Source organism: Mesorhizobium cantuariense (assembly GCF_042647205.1).
Classification (GTDB): Bacteria; Pseudomonadota; Alphaproteobacteria; order Rhizobiales; family Rhizobiaceae; genus Mesorhizobium; species Mesorhizobium cantuariense.
Map to the genome: position 1 here is coordinate 2,429,803 of NZ_JBHRVD010000001.1, position 22,926 is coordinate 2,452,728.

Here is a 22,926-nt window from a genome sequence, read left to right on the forward strand (position 1 = left end):
GCCGAAGGCCGCGCGACGCTGTAGTCTGCAACAATATATAGGGGTTCGAAAAGTTCCATTTGGCATAAAAAAGCCCGGGCGAGAGGCCCGGGCATTGGTCCAGTATGGCTGGATGCCGGCAAAGTGATCGGAGCACAGCTCCAATCGAGATCAGAGCACAGCTCTAATCGTGATCGAAGCGTAGCTCCAATCGCCTTGCGGCGTATGATCAGGCGTTGTCTTCGCCGCCCTCGAACTCGGTGTTCGGGTCGAAGAAGTTTTCCGGCCGGGCATTGTCGTTGATGTCGTCGCCATAGATGGCTTCGGCAGTGGTCAGCGTCTCGCCCTTGGCCTGACGTTCGGCTTCGTCGGCCGTGCGGGCGATATTGAGCGTGACGGTGACCTCGACTTCCGGATGCAGCGCGATCGCCACATTAGTGACGCCGATGGTCTTGATCGGCTGGTTGAGCAGGATCTGGTTGCGGTTGATCGAAAAACCTTCCGCCGTCAGCAGATCGGCGATGTCGCGGGTCGAAACGGAACCGTAGAGCTGCCCGGTTTCACCGGCGGAGCGAACGGCGATGAAGCTCTTGCCGTCGAGCTTTTCGGCGACCTGGCTGGCTTCCGACTTGCGCTCGAGGTTGCGGGCTTCAAGCTGGGCGCGCTGGCCTTCGAACTTCTTCTTGTTGGCTTCGTTGGCGCGCAGCGCCTTGCCCTGCGGCAGCAGGAAGTTACGGGCAAAGCCGTCCTTGACCTTGACGGTATCGCCCATCTGGCCGAGGCGGGAAACGCGTTCGAGAAGAATGACTTCCATGGTTTTGTTCCTTCGGTTGCGCGCCAATCATTGGATGAGATCGACGCCGAATGTCTCTGGAACAGGTCAGGAAGCTTGAGCGCCTGGGGCGCTGGTGTCGCTGTCCTGCCTGTCGCGGCAGTTAGAGGTTTTTGACCTCAACCCGGGATTTGATGTTCAACCCTGCGGCGCCCGTCGCCGTGGGAGATGAGCGGGCGGCGAACCGCCCGCTAGACCATGATCTCGAAAAGTGGATACCGGTTTTCGGAAAAGATCATGGTCAAATCAAAAGGCCTTAGCGAACCACGTAGGGCAGCAGGCCGAGGAAGCGGGCGCGCTTGATCGCCTTGGCGAGTTCGCGCTGCTTCTTCTGGCTGACGGCGGTGATGCGCGACGGCACGATCTTGCCGCGCTCTGAAATGTAGCGCTGCAGGAGACGCACGTCCTTGTAGTCGATCTTGGGCGCGTTGGCACCGGAGAACGGGCAGGTCTTGCGGCGGCGATGGAACGGGCGCCGGGTCGGGATCTGATTGATGTCGACCATTATTCTGCACCCCCTTCAAAGCCTTCGCGCGGACGGCGCGGACCACGATCGGCACCGGCGTCGCCGAACGAGCGCGGCGGACGATCGCCACGGTCGCCACGATCACGGTCGCCGAACGAGCGCGGACCACGATCGCCACGGTCGCGGTCGCCGAAGCCGCCGCGTTCCGAGCGCTCTTCGCGCTTCTGCATCATGGCCGACGGGCCTTCCTCATGCGCCTCGACCTTGATAGTCAGGAAACGCAGCACGTCTTCGGACAGGCCCATCTGGCGCTCCATCTCGTTGAGCGCGGCCGCCGGGCAGTTCAGATCCATCAGCGTGTAGTAAGCCTTCCGGTTCTTGTTGACCCGGTAGGTGAGGGACTTCAGTCCCCAGTTCTCGACCCGGCCGACGGACCCGCCATTCGCGGAGATGACACCCTTGTACTGTTCGACAAGCGCATCGACCTGCTGCTGCGAGAGGTCCTGCCGGGCAAGAAACACATGTTCGTAAAGAGCCATTATGGTTCAGTGCCTTTCTTCGTTTCTCTCCCGGTTCCCGGCGGCAAAAGCCTCTGCAACTTCTCTGACCCGCAAACCTCGAAGGGCACGGGGAAGAAAGGAGCATGACGAGACGGTCGAGAGCGGAGACACGGGAGGCGGAAGCACTTCTGGCTTCACACGAAAGTTTTCGAAAAAACCTCCGGCCCTCCGTTCAGCCCCCAGCTGGGACCGGCAGATTGCGGGCGTCTATACAGCAATCCGACTGCAAAGCAAGCGCAGACGACGTTCTCTGTGTCGCGGGCGGCGGAAAAATCAAGCGGCAACAACGGCCATGCTTTGGGGTTTCCCGAAACCAGGCCTTAACTACAATGTCAGGTTGTGTGGGGTTGAGGCCCCTCCGTCAACGGTCGATTCATCATGGGAGGCGCAGAAGCCAGGATAATCCGCGCACATAACGCGCCAAAGCATTTCTGGGGGTAAGGATGCTTCTCAACAAATTCTGGCGCTCGACGAGCGGCAATTTCGCACTCGTGCTGGGACTGGCCTTGCCGGCCATCCTGACGGCCGTCGCTTTCGCAACCGATGTCTCCACCCTCATGCGGGCAAAGACAAATCTGCAGAATGCCCTCGACGCGGCAAACCTTGCCTCTTCACATCTTGGCGATCTCGAGATCACCCGCAATGACGCCTTCGACCGTTATTTCCAAGCCAACCTCGTCGGCCATGGCGAACTCAGCAATGCCAAGGCGACGTTGACCGTCGACAAGGGCGTCAACTTCGTCAAGACAAAGGCGGTTGCCTCGGCGGACGTCAATCTCAACTTCGCCTTTCTGTTCGGCAAGGACAAGCACATCGAGGTCGATGCCTCCGCCGTTGAATCGAACAACCAGCTCGAAGTCGTGCTGGTGCTGGACAACACCGGCTCGATGGCGGGCGCCCGCATGACGGCGCTAAGGACAGCGACCAAATCATTGCTCGACACGCTCGAATCGACAAAGTCGCCGACGCGCCAGATCCGCGCCTCGCTGGTTCCATTCGTTACGGCCGTCAATGTCGACGGTGACGAATTCGACCCGTCCTGGATCGATATGGACGGCAAGTCGTCCACCAACGGCATCAATTTCCCTGTCATCGACGGCAAGCGGCCGAACCACATGGCGCTGTTCAAACAGCTTCAGCAGGATGTTTCCGTCGGCAAACGGACAGGCTGGAATGGCACTGGATGGAAAGGCTGCGTCGAAGCGCGGCCGGGCACCTACAACATTTCGGACACGCCGCCCGATCCGACCAGGCCCGACACGCTGTTCGTGCCATACTTCGCGCCCGACGATCCGGCGAACGCCACGAAGCCGTCGGGCTCCTACGGCAACTCCGCCACCGGTTACAACAATTCCTATCTCGACGACATCAGCGACAAGACCAAGCTTGCCCAGTCGGGCGTCAATATTCTCGGCATTGACCTGAGCGGGCTGCTTGAATCGGTCGTCAGCCTGCTGCTCGGGGCAGACCTCGAAAAGATCGCCAAATATGTCGCGCCCGCCAACAAGCTGATCACCGAGACCGCCACCCCCATCACTGTTGGCCCCAATCGGTCCTGCCCGACTCCCGTCGTTCCCCTGACCGACGATTTCGACAAGCTGCGCAAGGCGGCCAGCGAGATGACCGAGTGGAACGGCTCTGGCACCAATGTCTCCGAAGGCCTGTCGTGGGGCATGCGTGTACTATCGCCAGGCGCGCCCTACACTGGCGGCGCGCCATGGAAGACGCCCGGCATCACCAAGATCGTCCTGTTGCTCACCGATGGCGAAAACGTCGTCTATGGCGCCAGTAACCAGCCGACGAAGTCCGACTACACATCGTATGGCTACCTGGCCGGCGGCCGTTTCGGATCGGACAACCAGACGACCGCGGCGCGCAATGTCGACGGCTGGACCAAAAGCGTTTGTACGCAGTTAAAGGACGAGGGTGTGCAAATCTACACCATGGTGCTGCAGTCCGACACCGCCGCCAACCGCGCGCTTTACAGCGCCTGCGCTTCGAATCCGAGCGACTATTATGCCGTCAACGATCCGACCAAACTGCCCAACGTGTTCCTGCAGATCGCCAACAAGTTCACGAAGCTGCAATTGACGAATTGAACGCGCGACCCGAGATGTCGAACCGGGATCCGGATAGACCAGTCTGTTCAACTCGTATGGGCGACAACCTTGTCGACCGTTTCGGGGAAGAAGTCGGGCGCCGCGTGGCGTTTGCCGAACATCATGTCGTACTGCAACAGACGGAAATCGCGGATCGCCGGGTCGATGTCTTTCTGCCGCGCCCAATCGGGCGTGGCCTCGCCCGCCGGCGTCAGCAACAGGTTGCGGTCGACGACGCGGTAGCGTTCGCTCATCTCGCCCAGAAATCCGGTGTAGTAGGGATGGCTGATGCCGGCCGTCTTCAGGATATGATAGGGCAGGAAGGCCGGGCTGACGGCGCCCATGTCTTCAGCCGGTCCGGTGCGGTTCGACCAGATGACCAGCGGCGTCTCGTGGTGTTCGAGGGCAGCCTCGGGCGACGCTTCCTTGCGTGGCGCGACATTGTCCTTCAGGAAACCGGTTTCGACATAGACCGGCCCAAGCGGCGGCAGATGGTCGCCGAAGAAGGCGATCACGGTGGGGCGGGAGCGTTTCTTCGCCCATTCGACGAGGCGTTCAAGGCCACGATCGGCATCGGCTGAGCCCTCGGCGTAGCTAAGCAGAGATTCGCGCGCCCACTGGCTGATCGGCGCCTGCACCGTGTGCGTCGGATTGTAATAGCGGTTCGGCTCGTAGGGACCGTGGTTTTGCAGGCTGACCGCAAAGAAGAACACCGGCTCATCGCTGGCGTCGGCCTCGCTGATGATCTCGTCGGTCATCGCCGCATCCGATGCCAGCGGCCCGCGCTTTTGCATGGGCGGCAGCGTTTCTTCCGACTTGAAGTCGTTGAAGCCGAAATCGGCGTAGACCGCGCCACGGTTCCAGAACCAGTTGGTGCCGGGATGGATGGCGCGCGCCCGGTAACCCTGGCTCTTGAGGAAGGTTGCCAGCGAAGGCGTCGGCGTGCGCACATATTGCTGATAGGGGATGCTGCCGACCGGCAGGAACGCGTTGGAAAAGCCGGTCAGCGCCTCGAACTCGATGTTGGCGGTCATGCCGCCGAACTCCGGCGAGAACATTGAGCCCGAGCGCAGCGCTCGCACATTGGGGATCGGATCGGGCGTGATGGTGACGCCTGGCAGCTTGGTCGGATCCCAGAAGGATTCGCTCATGACGATGATGATGTCAGGCTTCTCGGCCGGCACCGAGGCGGTCACATCCGGCCTGCCGATCGCAGCGATTGCCTTGTCCGAATATCCGGGCGGCGCCGAGACATGCGCCATCGGCACGTTCAGGGCAAATGCCAGCGCAAAGCCGTTGGAGGCATAGTTTTCCTTCTGGTCCCACATGATCGGGATGATCTGCAGCCGGTCCCTGGTCCAGGAGAAGGTGGCATAGTCCATGATCGAAACGAAGAAGGCGAGCAGCGGCACCGCCAGCGTCAGCCGGGCAAGCCGGCCCTTGCGGCTGAGCGCGGGAACCTTGCGGCGCCACAGCCGCCAGCCATAGACGAGCAGCGACAGGCCCCCGACGATACCGACGACCATGGCCAGAGCGGTCATAGGCCGCTCGCGCACCAGGAGCGGCAGCAGCGCGAAGATCTGCCGGGCATAGAGGAAATCGGTCGGATAGAGCGGATCGCCGAGATAGTGCGACTTCTGGTGGCCGACGAAGGCAAGGGAAAGCGTCAGCGGCGCGACGATCATCAGGCTCTGATGGCTGCGGCCGAGCACCGCATCGAGGCCGATCAGGATCAGCGCAAACACCACGATGGTGGTCCAGCCCGGCTTGAGCGGCTGCAGGAAGAAGGAGACCGTGCCGGCAAAGTCGCCCCGCACGATCAGTTCGATGGCAAACACCAGAACGGCAGCGATCGCTAGGCTGATCAGCCCATAGCGCACGACCGGCCATCTCCTGCCCGGCAGATAGCCGGTGGAGGGGTCGTCTTCCAGGAACTGTGGCGCGGCCTTGCCGGCGCGTTTGTAACTCTTTGCCACTTTAACTTCCCCACCCAGCGACAACACGTCACTCGATTGTCATAGAATTGTCACGCAAAGCTAGCGCCTGTAGCGAAAATAAGAAGAGCCAGCAAACGAATCGTGAGCGGTTTTCATCAGGAGTGATCGCCAAAAAGCCTTTCGGAACAGGCACTCGGCAGACACAGTCGCCGCCGGGTAAGGTCGAACCGGGCTTGACTTGGCGGCCTGCCTTGCGTCACAGGCAAGAAAAACTCGTCTATCAGGCAAGCAAAACCAGCCCTTGGGAGCCCTCGCATGGCCGTTGCATTCACCTTTCCTGGACAAGGCAGCCAGGCAGTCGGCATGGGCAAGGATCTCGCCGACGCCTTTCCCGAGGCGCGCAGGATCTTCCAGGAGGTCGACGACGCGCTGGGCGAAAACCTGTCGAAGCTGATCTGGGAAGGTCCGGAAGAGACGTTGACGCTGACCGCCAACGCGCAGCCGGCGCTGATGGCGGTGTCGCTGGCCGCGATCCGGGCGCTGGAAGCGCGCGGCTTCTCGCTGAAGGACAAGGTCGCCTATGTCGCCGGTCATTCGCTGGGCGAGTATTCGGCGCTCGCGGCCGCCGGATTTATTTCGGTCGCCGATGCCGCCCGGCTGCTGCGCATCCGTGGCAATGCCATGCAGGCGGCGGTGCCGGCTGGCGAGGGCGCGATGGCGGCGATCATCGGACTGGAGCAGGCCGATGTCGAAGCCGCCTGCGCCGAGGCTGCCCAAGAGGTTGGTAAAGGCTCGGTCTGCCAGATCGCCAACGACAATGGTGGCGGCCAGTTGGTCATTTCCGGCGCCAAAGCAGCGGTCGAATTGGCGGCAAAGCTTTGCACGGAAAAAGGCGCCAAGCGCGCCCTGATGCTGCAGGTGTCGGCGCCCTTCCATTCGGCGCTTATGGCGCCGGCAGCAAACGTCATGCGCGAAGCCCTCGCCGGTGTGACAAAGAACGCACCGGTCGTCCCGGTCGTCTCCAACGTGTCGGTGGCGCCTTCGAGCGATCCGGACGAGATTGCGCGGCGTCTGGTTGAGCAGGTGATCGGCCGCGTGCGCTGGCGCGAGACGGTGGAATGGTTCGGTGCAAACGGCGTCACCACGCTTTACGAAATCGGCGCCGGCAAGGTGCTTTCGGGATTGGCACGGCGTATCAACCGCGACATCGCTACCGCGTCGGTCGGCTCCGCGGCTGAGGTTGAGGCGGCATTGGCGGCGTTGGGTTGACCTACGCGCACCGGGCTTGAAATCCCGACATCATCACGATACATGAATACATGTATTCACAAGGAGAGTGGTATGCCGACCTCGATCCGACTTGCTCCCGAAATCGAAGAACGCCTGGATTTCCTCGCGACCAAGACCGGCCGGAGCAAAGCTTACTATCTGCGTGAGCTTATCGAACGCGGTCTTGAGGACATGGAGGACTATTATCTCGCGGCCGAGGTCCTGGAGCGGATCAGAAGCGGTGAGGAGGATGTCGTGAAGCCCGAGGACTTCTGGCGTGGCCTGGACGCTTGAATATGCCCGCTCGGCGCGCAAATTCGTCGAAAAGCTGGATCCGCAGACACGCAATCGAATTCGCGACTTCATCGAGAACCGTATCGCCGCTCTCGACAATCCACGGGAGGCTGGCAAGTCGCTGAAGGGTCCACTTGCGACCTTTTGGAGGTATCGGGTTGGGGATTACCGAATTATCTGTGATGTGCAGGACAGCCGGCTCGTAATTCTGGTGGTGACGATAGGCCATCGCGGCGACGTTTACAGATAGCCAATTCGCGGGCTGTCCGATTTGAGAAGAGGATTAAGACATGTTCGAATTGACTGGCCGCAAGGCACTCGTCACCGGCGCATCGGGGGGCATCGGCGAGGCAATCGCCCGGATGCTGCATGCGCAAGGCGCGATCGTCGGCCTGCACGGCACCCGCGTCGAGAAACTGGAAGCGCTGGCCACCGAGCTTGGCGACCGGGTCAAGCTGTTCCCGGCCAATTTGTCGAGCCGCGACGAGGTCAAGGCGCTCGGCCAGAAGGCGGAGGCCGATCTCGAAGGCGTCGACATCCTGGTCAACAATGCTGGCATCACCAAGGACGGGCTGTTCGTGCGCATGTCGGATGCCGACTGGGACACCGTGCTCGAGGTCAACCTGACCGCCGTGTTCAGGCTGACCCGCGAACTCACCCATCCGATGATGCGCCGCCGCCACGGCCGCATCATCAACATCACCTCGGTGGTCGGCGTCACCGGCAATCCCGGCCAGACCAATTACTGCGCCTCCAAGGCCGGCATGATCGGCTTTTCCAAGTCGCTGGCACAGGAGATCGCCACCCGCAACATCACCGTCAACTGCGTCGCTCCGGGCTTCATCGAATCGGCGATGACCGACAAGCTCAACGACAAGCAGAAAGAGGCGATCATGGCGGCGATCCCGACACGCCGCATGGGTACCACCGTTGAAGTCGCATCCGCTGCTGCCTATCTCGCCTCCAACGAAGCCGCCTATGTCACCGGCCAGACCATCCATGTGAATGGCGGCATGGCGATGATCTGACGGACCTTGTTGATAATTCTACCCGCCGGCTATCTGCCGCGGTTATCTGCGCTTCCGGCGCACGCGAACTGAAAGTACGCTCCGCTCCGGTTCTCGAAAACCGCACCATATAACTCGGCAGGGCGAATTCTGAACAAGGTCCGGAGGGTTGTGAAAAGAGACCATTTCGGCTTGGACCTCAGCTATTTTTCGTGTAATGCGGCCCGCAACCCGGCGGTTCGGGCAAAAACCGGTCCGTAGCCGTTGCGTTTCCGGCAGGACCATCTTTCAGCTTGATTAGCGGCATTCTGCCCGCTAACGAAGACAGACAAACAAAAGACGAGGATGCCCAAATGAGTGACACCGCAGAGCGCGTCAAGAAGATCGTCATCGAGCACCTTGGCGTCGATGCCGACAAAGTGACGGAGCAGGCGAGCTTCATCGATGATCTGGGCGCCGACAGCCTCGACACGGTCGAACTCGTCATGGCGTTCGAAGAAGAATTCGGCGTCGAGATTCCCGATGATGCGGCCGAGACCATCCTGACGGTCGGCGATGCCGTGAAGTACATCGACAAGGCTTCGGCCTGACGCTTTCCGCAGTCACCACCGGGGAGGACCTGCGATGAGACGTGTCGTCGTCACGGGCCTTGGGTTGCTGTCGCCGTTCGGCATGGGCTTCGAGCACAGCTGGAAGGAACTTCTGACCGGCCGCAGCGCTGCCAAGCGCATCACCGAGTTCGAGGTGGAGGATCTTGCTTGCAAGATCGCCCACGTCATTCCGCGTGGCGATGGCAGCAATGCCACCTTCAATCCCGAGGCCGTGCTCGAGCCGAAGGAATTGCGCAAGATCGGCGACTTCATCCTGTACGGGATTGCCGCCGCCGACGAGGCGCTGAAGGATTCCGGCTGGGAACCAAAGACGCATGCCGAGCAATGCGCCACCGGCGTCATGATCGGCTCCGGCATTGGCGGTATTGAAGGCATCGCCGAGAACGCGCTGATCCTCAAGGAACGCGGCCCGCGCCGCATCAGTCCTTTCTTCATCCCGGGCCAGATCATCAATCTCGTCTCCGGGCAGGTTTCGATCCGGCACGGGCTGAAAGGCCCGAACCATGCCGTCGTCACGGCCTGTTCGACCGGCGCGCACGCCATTGGCGATGCTGCCCGTTTGATCATATGGGGCGATGCCGACGTGATGGTCGCCGGTGGCGCCGAAGCGCCGGTGACGCGGCTGTCGATCGCCGGCTTCGCCGCATGCCGGGCGCTGTCGACCGATCGCAACGATGCGCCGCAAACGGCGTCGCGCCCCTATGACCGCGACCGCGACGGCTTCGTCATGGGCGAGGGTGCCGGTGTCGTCGTGCTTGAAGAACTCGAACACGCCAAGGCGCGCGGCGCCAAGATCTACGCAGAGGTGACCGGTTACGGCCTCACCGGCGACGCCTATCACATCACAGCTCCCGCCGAGGATGGCGACGGTGCCTTCCGTTGCATGACGGCGGCACTGAATCGGGCCAAGCTGACGCCTGCCGATGTTGACTACATCAACGCCCACGGCACCTCGACCATGGCCGACACGATTGAGCTCGGCGCCGTCGAGCGGCTTGTCGGCAATGCCGCGTCGAAGATTTCGATGTCGTCGACCAAGTCGTCGATCGGCCATCTGCTGGGGGCGGCGGGTGCTGCCGAAGCGATCTTTTCGATCCTTGCTATCAGAGACAATGTCGCGCCGGCGACCATCAACCTCGACAACCCGGAGCGCGAAACCGCGATCGACCTGGTACCGAACAAGCCGCGTGCCCGCCAGATCGACGTGGCGCTGTCCAATTCCTTCGGCTTTGGCGGTACCAACGCGTCGCTGGTCTTCCAGCGCTACAATGGCTGATCGTCCGGCTGCCGGGCGACGCTTTGGCGTGCCGTCAATTTTGCCATATTCGCGCCTACTCTGCCGCTGGGGATTCGTTGGGCGATCAAACGGTAGGGCGAAATGAACACAAATCCGGCAGGCAACGGAGAATTCGGGCAACGGCCGGGTCCGATCGTGCCGAAAACGGCCAGCGAGGCGTTGCGGCCGGAGGCCGGCACGCCGCCGCCGAAGCGCTCGCGTGCGTCACGCAGCCAGGTCGTCGTGTTCATGAACTTCGTCATCTCCTCGGTGATGCTGATGGTTCTGGCGGCCGGCGTCGCGGTCTATTTCGGCAAGCAGGAATTCACCGAAGCCGGCCCCTCGGCCAATGGCGACACCTTCCTGGTCAAGCCGAACACCGGCGTCCAGGACATTGCCGACCAGCTCGAACGCCGCGGACTGATCAGCGATGCCCGGGTGTTCCGCCTTGGCGTTCGCGCCTTCGGCAATGATTCGGCGCTGAAGGCCGGCGAGTACGAGATCAAGCCCAGGGCTTCCATGCGCGACATCATGGAGCTTTTGAAGAGCGGCAAGTCGGTGATGTATTCGCTGACCGTTCCCGAAGGGCTGACGGTCGAGCAGGCGCTGCAGCGCATCGCCGAGGAGCCTGCGTTGAGCGGCGACATGCCGACGACCACGCCTCCAGAGGGTAGCCTCGCCACCGACACACTGCGTTTCACGCGTGGCGCGACGCGCCAGCAGATGGTCGACAAGCTGCTGGCGGATCAGAGGAAGCTGGTCGAGGATGTCTGGCAGCGGCGTGCGCCGGACCTGCCGCTGGCCGACGTCGAAGAGTTCGTCACGCTGGCCTCGATCGTCGAGAAGGAAACGGGTAAGGGTGACGAGCGTTCACGGGTCGCCGCCGTCTTCCTGAACCGACTCGCCAAGGGCATGCGTCTGCAATCCGATCCAACCATTATCTACGGTCTGTTCGGCGGCAAGGGCAAGCCGGCGGACCGGCCGATCTACCAGTCGGACATCCAGAAGCAGACGCCCTACAACACCTATGTGATCAGCGGCCTGCCACCAACGCCGATCGCCAATCCGGGTCGCGCAGCGCTGGAGGCGGTGGCCAATCCGTCGAAGACCGACGACCTCTATTTCGTCGCCGACGGCACCGGTGGGCACGTCTTTGCCGCGACGCTGGACGAGCACAATGAGAATGTCGCCCGCTATCGCGCCTTGCAGAAGAAGCAGGCCGATGACGCCGCCAAGGCTGCCAAGGCCGGCAATACCACTGGCGCCAGCGACAGCAATGCCGACAAACCGGCTGACACTGGGCCGGCTGACAGTGGGCCAGTTGAGGGTGGGCCGGCTGACGGTGGCGACGACAGCGGCGGCGATGCAGGCGCTGCCCAGTAGAATAGAAGAAATGCGTTGCCCACCAGGCGACGCCTGAGATTTGGAAGAGCGCCGCGTGTCCGATTTCGACGCGCCTGGGGGGCGCAGTCATTTTCAAGCCGCACTTGCTCCTCTCCGGAAAGCCGGCTTCGGGGTGATGCGCCAGGGACGTGTGGGCAATATGAATTTGCAGAGCATGACCGGTTTTGCACGTGCCGTCGCCGAGCATGAGGGCACCTCGATCGCCTGGGAGGTCAAATCCGTCAACGGCAAGAGCGTCGAGGTACGGCTGCGACTGCCGCAAGGCTTCGAGCGGCTGGAGCCAGCCGTCAGGCAGATACTCCAGAAGCGTTTTGCGCGCGGCAATTTCCAAGCGACGCTGACCATCGGCCGTGCCGCCGGAGCGCAGGCGCAGCCGGTCGTCAACGAAGCTTTCCTGAAGGACCTGGCCGGGCTCGCCAAGCGGCTGCAGGAGCAATTCGGCGTTGCGCCCGCGACATCAGACGGATTGCTTTCGCTGCGCGGCGTGCTCGACATTCCCGAAACTGTCGAAACCGAAGAGGCGAGGGCCGCGCTCGATGCCGCGATCATGGCCGCGCTCGAGGTGGCCTTGAAAGGGCTCGAACAGGCACGACAAAGCGAGGGTGGCGCGCTGGCTATGCTGCTGTCGGGTCATATCGACATAATCGAGGCGCTGACGCTGCGGGCAGAGGCGGATCCGTCACGCGAGACGGTGGCGATCCGCGAACGCATCGCCGAGCAGGTCAGGCTTCTGATGGATGCTTCCGCCAATCTCGACGCCACCCGGCTGCACATGGAGGCGGCATTCCTGGCCACCAAGGCCGATATTCGCGAAGAGATCGACCGGCTGAAAACGCATGTCGCATCCGGTCGGGCACTGCTCGAGGGCGGCGGCGCGGTCGGCCGCAAGCTCGATTTTCTGGCACAGGAATTTAACCGCGAATCGAATACGCTGTGTTCGAAGTCGAATGCCGCCGCCATCACCGCGATCGGGCTGGAGCTGAAGGCGGTGGTCGACCAGTTTCGTGAACAGATCCAGAATCTGGAGTAGCCGATGGTTGCCAAGGATTTGGGGTCCCGCATTCGCCGCCGGGGCCTGATGCTCGTCCTGTCGTCGCCATCCGGCGCCGGCAAGTCGACGATCGCGCGCAATCTTCTGGAAAGCGATTCCAGCCTCGAACTGTCGGTCTCGGTCACCACCAGACCGCGCCGTGGCAGCGAGATCGAGGGCGTCCACTACCATTTTCGGACGATGCGCGAGTTCGAGCGGCTGCGCGATTCCGACTCGCTGCTCGAATGGGCCGAGGTGCACGGCAATTGCTACGCGACACCGCGCGAACCGGCCGAACTGGCGTTGGCTCAAGGGCGCGACATGCTGTTCGACATCGACTGGCAAGGCGCCCAGCAGCTCAAGGAGAAGATGCGCGCCGACATCGTCTCGATCTTCATCCTGCCGCCGTCGATGAAGGAATTGAAGGCGCGGCTGAAGCGCCGCGCCGAAGACCAGGAGGCGGTGATCGAGACGCGGCTGAAAAACGCCCGCAACGAGATCGAGCACTGGAAGGAATATGATTTCGTCATCATCAATGACGACCTCGACCGTGCCTTCGCCGAAGTGCGCGGCATCGTCGTCGCCGAGCGGTTAAGACGCGATCGCCGGCCCGGCCTGTTCGATTTCGTCTCGGGACTGTTGGATGAGAAGACGGATTGAAGCATTCGTCCGGGGATTGCAGGACGCGACAAGCGGCCTTTGGCGTCGATACTCTGGGCCGTAAACTCATAAGCGCGGAGCCACAGGCGCGTGGACATCAAGATCGAAACCTCGCGCCTTATTCCCCGACCTTGGGGTGAAGCTCTGCCCGACCTACGGAGGCCGATCCAGCCAATCCAACGACCGCAAACCACCCATCTAGACCGTTTCCGGTTTATGGGTTCACGACCTAGTTAGGACGGGCGGAGGTCAGGCCAAAACGTGCGCAGAGGCCAGGGACGCTGTCGAAGTCCAGGTCCAGCTGGTATTTCCGCAGCAGCTCGGCGGATTTCGTACTGTCCGGCCAGATCGGAGCCAATTCGCGGAAGTAATCCTCGAAACCGGCCGGCGAATACACCTCGATGATTTCGCATGGCACGTCGCCCGCGTTCCAATAGGTGTGCCACTGGCCGCGCGGTTTGAACACCCATGTGCCCGGTTCGGCGATAACGACGTCGTCGCCGAGCAACGCGCCGAGTGTTCCGGTCAGCACGAAGGAATACTCATCCTCGAGGTGGTGACGGTGCAACGGCGCCGCCAGTGCGCGCGGTGCCAATGGATGCTGGATGACGGAGAAGCGCCGGTCCGTATGGACGCCATCTATCTTCCAGTTGATGCCGAAACCGCCGAGGTTGGCGCGGACGCCGGCCCCGGGTGGAATGACCACCGGAGCGGAATACGGGGCTGGCGTCGAAGGCGGCAGGATGGTGGCGACATTCACCTCGCCAACGTTGGTGGCTCCAACAGTCGAACTGGACAATGCGCGTACCATTTCATCCTCCCGGAAATGAGTGTACACAGACGTTCATTCATTTCTAGATGATGTCGAGACCCATGTCAATATCGGTGATCACATGAGTTCATTGAAAGAGAAAAAACGCCCCTATCGATTGCAGCGCCGCGCCGCGAGGCAGGCCGAGACCCATCTCGTCCTCGCTCGCGCGGCTTTCGACCTGCACAGTTCGATCGGCCCGGCGCGAACGACTGTCAGCGCCATCGCCGAGAAGGCGGGCGTGCAGCGGCTGACGGTCTACAGGCACTTTCCCGACCAGGATGCAATCTTCTCGGCCTGCACAGCTTACTCCTTCGCCGAGGACCCGCCTCCCAACCCGGAGGCCTGGCGCTCAGTCGCCGAACCGGAGCCCCGGCTGCAGACGGCGTTGCTCCAGCTCTACGGTTACTACAGCCGCAAGCGGCAGCTTCTCGCCAATCTCTATCGTGACGCCGAGGTGCCCGTGGTGGCCGCGGCACTCGTCCGCCGTCGGGAAGTCCTGGCCAAGGGGATTGCCATCCTTGCGGAGGCCTGGCCTGGAGCGGATGTCAAAACCGACCGGCTCCTTGTCGCCGCGATCGGTCACGCGTTGGACTTCACGACGTGGCAATCGCTCGTCGAGACTCAGGAGCTGTCAGAAGAGGAATCGATAGAGACTATGCTCAGCCTCGTCCACGCGGTGAGGTCGGGGCGTGGCAGCCCTGCCTGACACGGCTGGGGCATCACACTGCGTTGGTCAGCCGCACGAACTCCTCGACGCTCAAGGTTTCCGCGCGCCTTGTCGGATCGATGCCGGCGCGGGTCAGCAGGGCTTCGCCGCCCAGGCTTTTGACGCTCTGCCTCAGCATCTTGCGACGTTGGCCGAAGGCGGCTTCGGTGACGCGGCCGAGTTTTTTCACCTCGGCGGGCAGGGGCGTCAGGCGCGGCACCAGATGTACCACCGAGGAGGTGACCTTTGGCGGCGGCGTGAATGCCTGTGGCGGCACATCGAAGGCGATCCTCGCCTCCGTCCGCCAGCCGGCAAGAACCCCCAGCCGGCCGTAGCTGTCGCTGCCGGCGGGCGCGACGATGCGCTCGGCCACCTCGCGCTGGAACATCAAAGTCATCGAGGTGTAGAAGGGTGGCCAATCGCCGACCGTCAACCAGCGCACCAGCAGCTCCGTGCCGATGTTGTAGGGCAGGTTGGCCACGATCTTTACCGAGCCCCCGGCCGCTCGACTGGCAAGGGCTGTGAAATCCGTCTTCAGCGCATCGCCTGACACAATTTCCAGCCGGCCGGGATAGTGATCGGAGACTTCGGCAAGGGCAGCCAGGCAGCGTTCGTCACGCTCGATGGCAATGACGTGACGCGCTCCGTTGGCGAGCAAGGCGCGGGTCAGCCCGCCGGGGCCGGGACCGACCTCGATCACGGTCGCATTCGACAAGTCGCCAGCGGTGCGGGCGATCTTGCCGGTGAGGTTGAGGTCGAGCAGAAAATTCTGGCCGAGCGCCTTCTTTGCCTGCAGCCCATGACGCTCGATCACCTCGCGCAGCGGCGGCAGCCCGTCGATGCTCATGCCTGCGGTCTCATGCGGCAACCGGCCTCGTGTCTGTGTCGGCCAGCCGCCGGGCAAGCTTCAATGCCGCCATCAAGCTGTCGGGCCGCGCCACGCCCTTGCCGGCGATGTCGAAGGCGGTGCCGTGGTCGGGCGAGGTGCGGATGAAGGGCAGGCCGAGCGTGACATTGACCGCCTCGTCGAAAGCCAGCGCCTTGGCCGGGATCAGCGCTTGGTCATGATACATGCAAAGGGCCACGTCGTAGCCGGCCCGCGCCCGGGCATGGAACAACGTGTCGGCCGGCAGCGGGCCGAAAGCATCGATGCCTTCGGCACGCAGGATGTCCACCGCCGGGCGCACGATCCGCTCGTCCTCGAGGCCCATGGCGCCGCCTTCGCCCGCATGTGGATTGAGCCCGGCAATGGCGAGCCGTGGCCTGTCGATGCCGAAGCGGCCGGTGAGATCAGCGGCGGTGATGCGCGCGGTGGCGACGATCAGTTCGGTGGTCAGTGCCTTCGGCACCTCCGCCAGTGCGATATGGATGGTGACGGGAACGGTGCGCAGGTCGGGGCCTGCCAGCATCATCACCGGCATCGCCTCGACGCCGCTGTGCCGAGCCGCCAGATGGGCCAGATATTCGGTGTGGCCGGGAAAGCGAAAGCCGGCATCGTAGAGCGGCTTCTTGGCGATGGGGCAGGTGACGACAGCCGAAGCATCGCCGGCAAGGCAGGCGGCGACGGCGCGGTCGATGGCCTCGATGGTGGCGGCCGCATTGGCCGGGTCCGGTCGGCCGGGGCTGTCGATGCAGCTGGCGGCCAGCGGAACGATCGGCAAGGCGTGGGCAAAGACTTGCGCCGCTTGTGCCGGTGTCGTTTCGACGACCGGCAGCGAAATGCCGAGGAGACGCGCCCGGGAGATGATCAGCGCCGGGTCGGCGAGCAGATAGAAGGGAGGCAAAGCGGCAGCCTCGCGCGCCATGAAGGCGGCGATGGCGATCTCCGGCCCGATGCCGGATGGATCGCCGGCGCTCAACGCGAGCGCAATCACTTTGCTGTCCACGTCAGCGCTTGACGATGCGGGCTTTCGCCTTCAGCTCATCGACGTATTTCTTGCTGAGCTCGTCGGCGTTCTTGTCGCCGGAGCCTTCGTTCTGGAACACCATCTGGGCGACCTTGTCGTCGGACACTTCGCGCGACGAGCAGATGCCGATGAATTCGACACCGCGTTCGGTCTCGCGCGTGACGGTGGCGCCGCCGACCTTGGTAGCCTTGATCTGCTCGGCCCAGTCCGGCGGCAGTTGCGGCGCCAGCACCCGGCCCAGATCGCGAACGGTGACGTCGATCAGGCCCTTGGCGAATTCGCGCGTCGTGTTGCAGCCGGCGAAGCGGGCACGCATGGCGTCAGCCTCACGCTTGCGCTTGCCCAGCGTTGCGCTGCGTTCGGCGGCTGGCACCACGAAGATGACCTGCTGCAGCATGTACTCGGTGGCGCTCGGCTTGGAGCCGCCCTTTTCGAGCATCTTCCTGACAAGATCCTGTTCGCTGACGACACCGGTGCCGTCGCCGGAACGGTAGCGCGCGCTCAAGGCCTGGTTCCAGGCCATCTGGGCGCGGATGAATTCCTTGAAGTGAGCCTTGCTGACGCCAGACTTCTCCATGACGCCATCGAGCTGGCTGAGCTGCATCTTGTTGCTCGACGCAAAGCGCTGATACGCCGCCTCGACCTGCGCGTCGCTGATGCGGATACCAAGCCGCTTGGCCTCGGCCATGCGCAACGTCTGGTCGATCATTTCCTGGCCGGCATCACCCTTCTTGCGCTGCAGCTTCAAGAAAGCGGCGCGATGGGCGATGTCGCCGGTGGTGACTGGAATGTCGTTGACGACGTATTTGATCTCGCTGGCGAAAGCCGGTGGCGTCATCACGGTGATCGACACGCACGTCGCCGCCACAAGCAGCGCAAAACCTGCTGAAAAGAGGTATTTCCTCATCGTTGGCATCCCAATTCTATCCCGGCTCCGCCCAATTTTTATCTTTTCAGGTGCGCGAAATCCGTGCCAGCCCTATGCGGCGAAACGATGTCGCCGATTGTTACTGGATCGTGTCGATGGCACTGCTCGACGAGCCGAAATCGCCAAGGGTGCGGAACGACAGATTGAAGCCGATGGTCTGCGACACTTCCCTGGTGTTTATGTCGCGCGACTGCGAGTAGGTCATCAAATAGGTGAAGCAGGAATCGTTGTAGGCGAAGCCGACACCATCCTTGACCAGCAGGCTTTCCTCGAGGTCGTAGGTTCCGGTGCCGAAGACGCGCCAGTTCTCGGCGAGATGCGTCGATGCACCAAGTGTGACCTCGTGGCGGTCGGTCGTGAAACCGTACAGTGGCTGCGCCTGGATGAAGGCATACTTGGCGCTCAGCGACACCGGCAGGCCGGAATAGGCGGCCTTCACCTCGGCGCGGCGGATTTCAAAGCTCTGTTCGTCGAAACGGCCGCTGACCGAGGCCGCGAAGCCGTTGGGGCTGCTGACGCCGAACAGACCGACATAGTCGGACTTGGTCGTGTCGAGACCGGAATAGGCGCCGACATTGACCAGATCCGGCGCGGCGAAGGAGTTCTCGCCGCCGATCTGATAGGACTGGCCGAAGATCGCATTGGTGCCCCAGCCATTGTTGTACGAGCCGGAATAGCGGAAGCCGACATTGGCGCGCGAACCGCCTTCGACGCGGTCATAACCGGAGAACTTGTCGCGTTCGAACAATGTGGTCGCGTCGAAGACCATGCTTTGGGCGTCTTCGTTGGGAACGGCCAGACCGCCGACATACTGCTCGTTCGGCCGCATGAAAACCTGCGCCATCGGCTCGATCACGTGGCTGGATCCGCTCGCCATGGAAAACAGCACCGGCCAACGCATCTCGAGGCCCGCGGTTGCCATGTACCGGGCAAATGACGAGCGCATATCATCGTTGGCGTTTATCTCAGGATTCGTTGCCATTTCTTGGATGGCGGCAAGCGAAGCCGACGAAGCTCTGAGATAATCCACGTCGCCCTGTAGTGCGAGCAACGGCGTCAGCACCAGCCCGCTATCGGTGACGAAGCTCCGCTTCCACTCCGCCTCGGCGGTGAGACGCCCCGATTCGCCTTCTATACCTCTGACACGCTGAGTTAGTGTGCTTGAGTCGTAGGGGGTTGAGAAAGCCTGATCGAGATCCTCGCGGCGGATGACCCGCGCGTTGACATTGAGCGACAGCTGGCCGCCGGCCACCGATACGTCGGGAATATAGGCGTAGTCGAGCGACGGCAGCACCCAGGGCTGTTGTCCGCTTCGCGCGGAGATGTTGTCGTCGGGTGTATCTTCCTGCACATCGAAGTGCATGGCACGCACGTCGAAATAGTTGCGGCCGTTGAGGCCCGTCAAATAGACCGACGACTGGTGGACGCTGCTATTGTACTTGTCGATGTTGTAGGTGTTCGAGAAGTTCTTGTCGGTCTGCAGCAGCACATCCCAGCCGAAATTCCAGCGCGGATTGATGGCGAACTGGCCTTGGGTTCCCATCATGCCGCGGAATTTGTTGGGATCGCCCGCCGAACCCGAATTGACATTGTGGCCACCGGTGCTGGGGAAAGCAGTCGTGTCGAGGAAGGCATCGGGATCCTGCTGATGGATTCCGGCGATCTTCAAACTGTACTGGCCGTTGTTGAAGCGCTGGCGCCACTCGGCCTCACCGAGGAAGCCCTGCTTGGTGTAGCCGGTGCCGGTGACGGTCAGGTCATAGGTCGGCGACAATGCGAAATAATAGGGAATTTTCACGCCGACGCCGAGATCGTCGTTGTAGACGATGCTGGGAATCAGGAAGCCGCTCTTGCGCTTCACCGTCGGGTCGGCAATTTCGAATGCAGGCAGATAGGCGAGCGGGAAACCGAAGAACTCGAAATTCGCATTCTCGAAGCGAACCGTCTTCTTCTCGCCGTTCCAGATGATCTTCTTGGCCTTGACGCGCCAGGTCGGCGCTTTGTCGGGCTTGTCCTCGCACGGTTCGCAGGCGGTGTAGACGCCATTGTGGAACGTGGTCAGCACGCCGCCCATGCGCTCGGCACTTTCGGCGGCGAAATAAGCCTTGTCGATGGTTTCGACGCGCAACGCGTTGACGAAACCGTCGGCGAAATCATCGGTGATGTCGATATGTTCCGAATTGATCTTGGTGCCGTCGCTGTTGATAACTTCGACGTTGCCGCTCGCGACCATCCGCTTGGTGTTGCGGTTATATTCGACCCGCTGGGCGACAAGGCGATTGCCACCATAATCGATCTGCACACCACCGACTGCGGTCACCGTCTGGTTGTCATTGTTGTAGACCAGCGTATCGGCCGCCAGCAGCATCTGCGAGCCGGACGGAACCGATGTCGCCATGTCGCCGACATCCTGCGCGAACGCCGGCATCGGGACGGCGCAGGCAAGCACGCATGCCAAGGCGGTCGCCGCATAGAGGCGCGCCAAACGAGCCTGCCTGTTGCTGGGCAAAAACGCCTCCCTCACTAGCCGTCTTCCTTGTATAGCAGGAAAGTCACCCCGAAGAACATAGCCACTACGACCGGCACCCATGCGGCTACGACAGTCGGCACGAATCCCGCCACGCCGAATGCCTTCACCAGCACCGAAACGACATAAAGCAGAAAGCCAGCGATGATGCCACCCAGAATCATCGTTGCCGACTGCCCCATCCTAGCAAATCGCATTGAAACCGTTGCCGCAATCAGCGTCATGGCGACGAGAAGGAACGGCAACGCCACCAGCGAATCAAACTGCATGGCAAAGGCATTTGCCTTGAGGCCGAAAGAGCGGGCAACCTCGATCTTTCCGGGCAGGTCATAGAAAGGGATGGTTTCGGGGCGCGCCAGCCGCTCTTGCACGAATTCGGGCTTCAGATTGGTCGGCACGCGATCGCTTGCCGATGCCTGGATCGTGCCGTTCTGGAACGTCTTGACGTCCTGCAATTCCCAATAGCCGTCGCGCAGGAAGGCGCGCGCTGCGTCCTTGCGCTCGACGATGTTGCCTTGCGGGTCGAGAATGAAAAAGACGACATCGGCCATCTCCAGGCCCTGGTTCAGGATGGCCCGTGCACCGATGATGGTGTCCCCCGAACTGGTTTTCTGCCGAATCCAGGGCGCGGCGTCGGCCGAAACCGTGTTCGATTTGCCGGAACGCAGCTGGGTTTCGATCTGCTCGGACCAGGAGAATGCGTGGGCGGCGAGCGGATTGATGACGCCAACCGACAGGACGCCGAACAGCAAGGCTCCGATGCAGCAGGGCAACAGGAACTGCCAGGCGGAAACGCCCGCGGAACGCGCGATGACCAGTTCGTAGCGCCGGTTGAGCGACACCAGCGTCGCCATCGCAGAGAACAGACCGACAAACGGCACCGTCTGCAGCATGATCATCGGCATTCGGAGCCCCGAAATGGCCACTGCCGTTCCGTAGGTGAAGCCGGGCAGGCCGGTGGTGCGGCCGGATAGTTCGGTGAAATCGATCAGGAACACCAGCGCAAGAAGGCCAATGAAGAACCAGATGGTGATCGTCACATAGCGAAAGAAGAAATAGCGGCCCAGCGTCCAGCCCATCAGCTGACCCCTTGCCCTGAAGTGCCGCGTCTCGAGAAACGCAGTTTGAGAGCGTTCCAGCTGTCACCGATGCGCGTGGCGAAGTTTGTCATCCAGTCGGCCCAGGCCACCGGGAGTTCCATGGTCCGGTTGGAGACGATGAACCAGATCGCCACCGCGGAAGCCACGATCGGCACGCCATAGACCATATAGGCATATTGCGGGACCTCATCGGCCTTGCTGGCGGCAAAGAAGCCCAGCCAACGCACGAACAGCGATATCGCGATGGCCGTGATCAGCGGATTGACGCGCGCCTCGCGGTGCGACCGCGCGTCTCCGGCGACCGCCAGTGCGATGAGCGCGAAGACCATGGAATACGTCCATTCCGAAAACCGCTGGTCGACCTCGGCCTTGTATTGATAGGGGGTCTGTTGATAATTCTTGTCGTTGGCGCTTGGGTTGAGCAGGTATTGGGTCGTCTGGTCCTTCGGCAGGAGCGTCACCTCCGAAGCCGCCGCCATGAAGGCCGACATGTCGAAGGCATACGAGGTGAACCGGATGACGGAGAGATCGCCGGTCAGCGTTTTGCGATGGATGACGCCGTCATTCATCATCAGCACCTTTTCGCCGCCGCGTTCGACGATGCTGCCGGTCTTGGCGTAGTAGACGAGGTTGACGCCTTCTTCGCGCGAATCGGCGACGAAGATGCCGCCCAGCCGGTTGTCGGGAAGCCGCTCGCCGATCTGCAGGAACAGCCCGTCCTCGATCTTGCGGAAGGTGCCTTCCTGGATGATCAGCGACAACAGATCCGCGCGCGATGACGCCACCAGGGCCCGGTTTTTCTGCCGCGCATAAGGGTCGATGCCGTTGTCGACGGCAAAGGAAAAGACGGCGGCTGCGAGCGCAAGAAGCATGATTGGCCGCACGATCGTCCAGCGCGAGGCGCCCGCGGCGTTGACGACGGCGAGCTCGGAATCCGAATTCATGACACTGAGCGTCTGTGCGACCGCCACCACAAGAGCAAAAGGCACGACGATCGGGATGATGGACGGAAGAATGAGGGCAGCGACTTCGAAGAAGGTCAGCGCCGACTGGCCGCTGTCGGTGACCAGGTCGATCTTTGCCAGCACCTGCGTCGTCCACACGATGGCCAGCGTCCAGACGAGCGCTGCCAAGAAGACCACGAACGCGCGGCGCATGATGTAGCGTTCAACGACCTTCATGAAGGCTTTTCTCGATTTTCTCGAACGGCATCATGCCACCGAACAAGGTAGCTGTCCGGCAGCGCCTGCACAACTGGCTCCATCAGATGGTCGATCCGGGTTCCGTCCCACATCACGCCCCCCGGCGGGTCGGAGTGTCGGCGGGAATGGATAAGAAAGGGAGAACATCGATGGTTAACAACAGGTTGCGGCAAAAAAGCGGGGCCGTGCCGCGAAGAATCATCATCGATTCCATCGGTATATGGGGTGTGAATTTGGCAAAGTCTTGCCAAATGCCGGAAAACGACCAAATGTCGCGCATCGTTTCGAACCGCTTCCCCAAAAGCTGCGCATTCTCTG

The 22,926-nt window shown here is 62.0% G+C and carries 23 protein-coding genes; 11 read left to right on the forward strand and 12 right to left on the reverse strand.

The features are described 5' to 3' along the window. Positions 1-208: 208 nt before the first annotated feature. From rplI to rpsF, 3 genes are all read right to left on the reverse strand, one after another. Positions 209-793, reverse strand: coding sequence for a 50S ribosomal protein L9 (gene rplI / locus ACFOJ9_RS11250; protein WP_378978938.1), 585 nt, complete (start codon positions 791-793; stop codon positions 209-211). A 274-nt stretch (positions 794-1,067) separates the two neighbouring features. Further along, entirely contained in the window at positions 1,068-1,316 is a 249-nt protein-coding gene (rpsR, locus tag ACFOJ9_RS11255) for a 30S ribosomal protein S18 (protein ID WP_006203718.1), read from the reverse strand. Further along, positions 1,316-1,816 (reverse strand): 30S ribosomal protein S6, encoded by a 501-nt coding sequence (rpsF, locus tag ACFOJ9_RS11260; RefSeq protein WP_013532520.1) that lies wholly within the window; start codon positions 1,814-1,816, stop codon positions 1,316-1,318. Before rpsF ends, rpsR begins: the two co-directional genes overlap by 1 nt. 464 nt (positions 1,817-2,280) lie before the next feature. On the opposite strand from rpsF, the gene ACFOJ9_RS11265 reads away from it, so the two are divergent. Next, on the forward strand, positions 2,281-3,936 hold the full coding sequence (locus ACFOJ9_RS11265) for a pilus assembly protein TadG-related protein (RefSeq protein WP_378978939.1): 1,656 nt from the start codon (positions 2,281-2,283) through the stop codon (positions 3,934-3,936). A gap of 47 nt (positions 3,937-3,983) precedes the next feature. Here ACFOJ9_RS11265 and ACFOJ9_RS11270 read toward each other — a convergent pair whose 3' ends face one another. After that, positions 3,984-5,936 carry an LTA synthase family protein gene (locus tag ACFOJ9_RS11270; RefSeq protein WP_378978940.1) on the reverse strand — a complete coding sequence of 651 codons (1,953 nt, stop codon included), beginning with the start codon at positions 5,934-5,936 and terminating at the stop codon, positions 3,984-3,986. Positions 5,937-6,188: 252 nt separating this feature from the next. Between ACFOJ9_RS11270 and fabD the strand changes: the two genes are divergently transcribed. From fabD to fabF, 6 genes are all read left to right on the forward strand, one after another. After that, on the forward strand, positions 6,189-7,142 hold the full coding sequence (gene fabD / locus ACFOJ9_RS11275) for an ACP S-malonyltransferase (RefSeq protein ID WP_378978941.1): 954 nt from the start codon (positions 6,189-6,191) through the stop codon (positions 7,140-7,142). Positions 7,143-7,214: 72 nt separating this feature from the next. Beyond that, entirely contained in the window at positions 7,215-7,436 is a 222-nt protein-coding gene (gene relB, locus ACFOJ9_RS11280; protein ID WP_378978942.1) for a type II toxin-antitoxin system RelB family antitoxin, read from the forward strand. After that, positions 7,420-7,686 carry a type II toxin-antitoxin system RelE family toxin gene (locus ACFOJ9_RS11285; protein WP_378978943.1) on the forward strand — a complete coding sequence of 89 codons (267 nt, stop codon included), beginning with the start codon at positions 7,420-7,422 and terminating at the stop codon, positions 7,684-7,686. Before relB ends, ACFOJ9_RS11285 begins: the two co-directional genes overlap by 17 nt. 40 nt (positions 7,687-7,726) lie before the next feature. Then, complete coding sequence (fabG, locus tag ACFOJ9_RS11290) at positions 7,727-8,464, forward strand: 3-oxoacyl-[acyl-carrier-protein] reductase (RefSeq protein ID WP_378978944.1); 738 nt, start codon at positions 7,727-7,729, stop codon at positions 8,462-8,464. Positions 8,465-8,796: 332 nt separating this feature from the next. Beyond that, entirely contained in the window at positions 8,797-9,033 is a 237-nt protein-coding gene (locus tag ACFOJ9_RS11295; RefSeq protein ID WP_006203723.1) for an acyl carrier protein, read from the forward strand. A gap of 34 nt (positions 9,034-9,067) precedes the next feature. After that, positions 9,068-10,330 (forward strand): beta-ketoacyl-ACP synthase II, encoded by a 1,263-nt coding sequence (fabF, locus tag ACFOJ9_RS11300; RefSeq protein ID WP_378978945.1) that lies wholly within the window; start codon positions 9,068-9,070, stop codon positions 10,328-10,330. Here the strand turns inward: fabF and ACFOJ9_RS11305 are convergent. After that, entirely contained in the window at positions 10,318-10,581 is a 264-nt protein-coding gene (locus tag ACFOJ9_RS11305; protein WP_378978946.1) for a hypothetical protein, read from the reverse strand. The two genes, fabF and ACFOJ9_RS11305, sit on opposite strands and share 13 nt — an antisense overlap. Between ACFOJ9_RS11305 and mltG the strand changes: the two genes are divergently transcribed. The 3 genes from mltG (at position 10,580) to gmk (ending at position 13,424) form a co-directional block, all read left to right on the forward strand. After that, positions 10,580-11,713 (forward strand): endolytic transglycosylase MltG, encoded by a 1,134-nt coding sequence (gene mltG, locus ACFOJ9_RS11310; RefSeq protein ID WP_378978947.1) that lies wholly within the window; start codon positions 10,580-10,582, stop codon positions 11,711-11,713. The two genes, ACFOJ9_RS11305 and mltG, sit on opposite strands and share 2 nt — an antisense overlap. Before the next feature lie 160 nt (positions 11,714-11,873). Further along, positions 11,874-12,764 (forward strand): YicC/YloC family endoribonuclease, encoded by an 891-nt coding sequence (locus ACFOJ9_RS11315; protein ID WP_378978948.1) that lies wholly within the window; start codon positions 11,874-11,876, stop codon positions 12,762-12,764. A 3-nt stretch (positions 12,765-12,767) separates the two neighbouring features. After that, positions 12,768-13,424 carry a guanylate kinase gene (gene gmk / locus ACFOJ9_RS11320; RefSeq protein WP_378978949.1) on the forward strand — a complete coding sequence of 219 codons (657 nt, stop codon included), beginning with the start codon at positions 12,768-12,770 and terminating at the stop codon, positions 13,422-13,424. A gap of 229 nt (positions 13,425-13,653) precedes the next feature. On the opposite strand, the gene ACFOJ9_RS11325 is transcribed toward gmk, so the two are convergent. After that, positions 13,654-14,235 (reverse strand): cupin domain-containing protein, encoded by a 582-nt coding sequence (locus tag ACFOJ9_RS11325; RefSeq protein ID WP_378978950.1) that lies wholly within the window; start codon positions 14,233-14,235, stop codon positions 13,654-13,656. Positions 14,236-14,254: 19 nt separating this feature from the next. On the opposite strand from ACFOJ9_RS11325, the gene ACFOJ9_RS11330 reads away from it, so the two are divergent. Then, on the forward strand, positions 14,255-14,944 hold the full coding sequence (locus ACFOJ9_RS11330) for a TetR/AcrR family transcriptional regulator (RefSeq protein WP_378978951.1): 690 nt from the start codon (positions 14,255-14,257) through the stop codon (positions 14,942-14,944). Between the two features lie 13 nt (positions 14,945-14,957). Here the strand turns inward: ACFOJ9_RS11330 and rsmA are convergent, their stop codons facing one another. The 6 genes from rsmA to lptF all read right to left on the reverse strand — a co-directional run bounded on the left by rsmA (position 14,958) and on the right by lptF (position 22,587). Further along, complete coding sequence (gene rsmA, locus ACFOJ9_RS11335) at positions 14,958-15,791, reverse strand: 16S rRNA (adenine(1518)-N(6)/adenine(1519)-N(6))-dimethyltransferase RsmA (protein ID WP_378978952.1); 834 nt, start codon at positions 15,789-15,791, stop codon at positions 14,958-14,960. A 10-nt stretch (positions 15,792-15,801) separates the two neighbouring features. Continuing rightward, positions 15,802-16,818, reverse strand: a complete 1,017-nt coding sequence (pdxA, locus tag ACFOJ9_RS11340) for a 4-hydroxythreonine-4-phosphate dehydrogenase PdxA (RefSeq protein ID WP_378978953.1) — start codon at positions 16,816-16,818, stop codon at positions 15,802-15,804. 13 nt (positions 16,819-16,831) lie between these two features. Continuing rightward, a complete protein-coding gene (locus ACFOJ9_RS11345; protein ID WP_378978954.1) occupies positions 16,832-17,767 on the reverse strand; it encodes a SurA N-terminal domain-containing protein in 936 nt (311 codons plus the stop codon). Positions 17,768-17,858: 91 nt separating this feature from the next. Next, positions 17,859-20,303, reverse strand: a complete 2,445-nt coding sequence (locus tag ACFOJ9_RS11350; RefSeq protein ID WP_378978955.1) for an LPS-assembly protein LptD — start codon at positions 20,301-20,303, stop codon at positions 17,859-17,861. Continuing rightward, complete coding sequence (gene lptG, locus ACFOJ9_RS11355; RefSeq protein WP_378987714.1) at positions 20,303-21,388, reverse strand: LPS export ABC transporter permease LptG; 1,086 nt, start codon at positions 21,386-21,388, stop codon at positions 20,303-20,305. The genes ACFOJ9_RS11350 and lptG overlap by 1 nt, the downstream gene beginning before the upstream one ends. Continuing rightward, positions 21,385-22,587 carry an LPS export ABC transporter permease LptF gene (gene lptF, locus ACFOJ9_RS11360; RefSeq protein WP_378978956.1) on the reverse strand — a complete coding sequence of 401 codons (1,203 nt, stop codon included), beginning with the start codon at positions 22,585-22,587 and terminating at the stop codon, positions 21,385-21,387. Before lptF ends, lptG begins: the two co-directional genes overlap by 4 nt. Positions 22,588-22,926 lie beyond the last annotated feature (339 nt).

Bases quoted from the DNA above. Each gene is read 5' to 3' on its own strand.
- rplI (WP_378978938.1), bottom strand. From the start codon at position 793: ATGGAAGTCATTCTTCTCGAACGCGTTTCCCGCCTCGGCCAGATGGGC.
- rpsR (WP_006203718.1), bottom strand. From the start codon at position 1,316: ATGGTCGACATCAATCAGATCCCGACCCGGCGCCCGTTCCATCGCCGC.
- rpsF (WP_013532520.1), bottom strand. From the start codon at position 1,816: ATGGCTCTTTACGAACATGTGTTTCTTGCCCGGCAGGACCTCTCGCAG.
- ACFOJ9_RS11265 (WP_378978939.1), top strand. From the start codon at position 2,281: ATGCTTCTCAACAAATTCTGGCGCTCGACGAGCGGCAATTTCGCACTC.
- fabD (WP_378978941.1), top strand. From the start codon at position 6,189: ATGGCCGTTGCATTCACCTTTCCTGGACAAGGCAGCCAGGCAGTCGGC.
- relB (WP_378978942.1), top strand. From the start codon at position 7,215: ATGCCGACCTCGATCCGACTTGCTCCCGAAATCGAAGAACGCCTGGAT.
- fabG (WP_378978944.1), top strand. From the start codon at position 7,727: ATGTTCGAATTGACTGGCCGCAAGGCACTCGTCACCGGCGCATCGGGG.
- ACFOJ9_RS11295 (WP_006203723.1), top strand. From the start codon at position 8,797: ATGAGTGACACCGCAGAGCGCGTCAAGAAGATCGTCATCGAGCACCTT.
- fabF (WP_378978945.1), top strand. From the start codon at position 9,068: ATGAGACGTGTCGTCGTCACGGGCCTTGGGTTGCTGTCGCCGTTCGGC.
- mltG (WP_378978947.1), top strand. From the start codon at position 10,580: ATGAACTTCGTCATCTCCTCGGTGATGCTGATGGTTCTGGCGGCCGGC.
- ACFOJ9_RS11305 (WP_378978946.1), bottom strand. From the start codon at position 10,581: ATGAACACGACGACCTGGCTGCGTGACGCACGCGAGCGCTTCGGCGGC.
- ACFOJ9_RS11315 (WP_378978948.1), top strand. From the start codon at position 11,874: ATGAATTTGCAGAGCATGACCGGTTTTGCACGTGCCGTCGCCGAGCAT.
- gmk (WP_378978949.1), top strand. From the start codon at position 12,768: ATGGTTGCCAAGGATTTGGGGTCCCGCATTCGCCGCCGGGGCCTGATG.
- ACFOJ9_RS11325 (WP_378978950.1), bottom strand. From the start codon at position 14,235: ATGGTACGCGCATTGTCCAGTTCGACTGTTGGAGCCACCAACGTTGGC.
- rsmA (WP_378978952.1), bottom strand. From the start codon at position 15,791: ATGAGCATCGACGGGCTGCCGCCGCTGCGCGAGGTGATCGAGCGTCAT.
- ACFOJ9_RS11345 (WP_378978954.1), bottom strand. From the start codon at position 17,767: ATGCCAACGATGAGGAAATACCTCTTTTCAGCAGGTTTTGCGCTGCTT.
- lptF (WP_378978956.1), bottom strand. From the start codon at position 22,587: ATGAAGGTCGTTGAACGCTACATCATGCGCCGCGCGTTCGTGGTCTTC.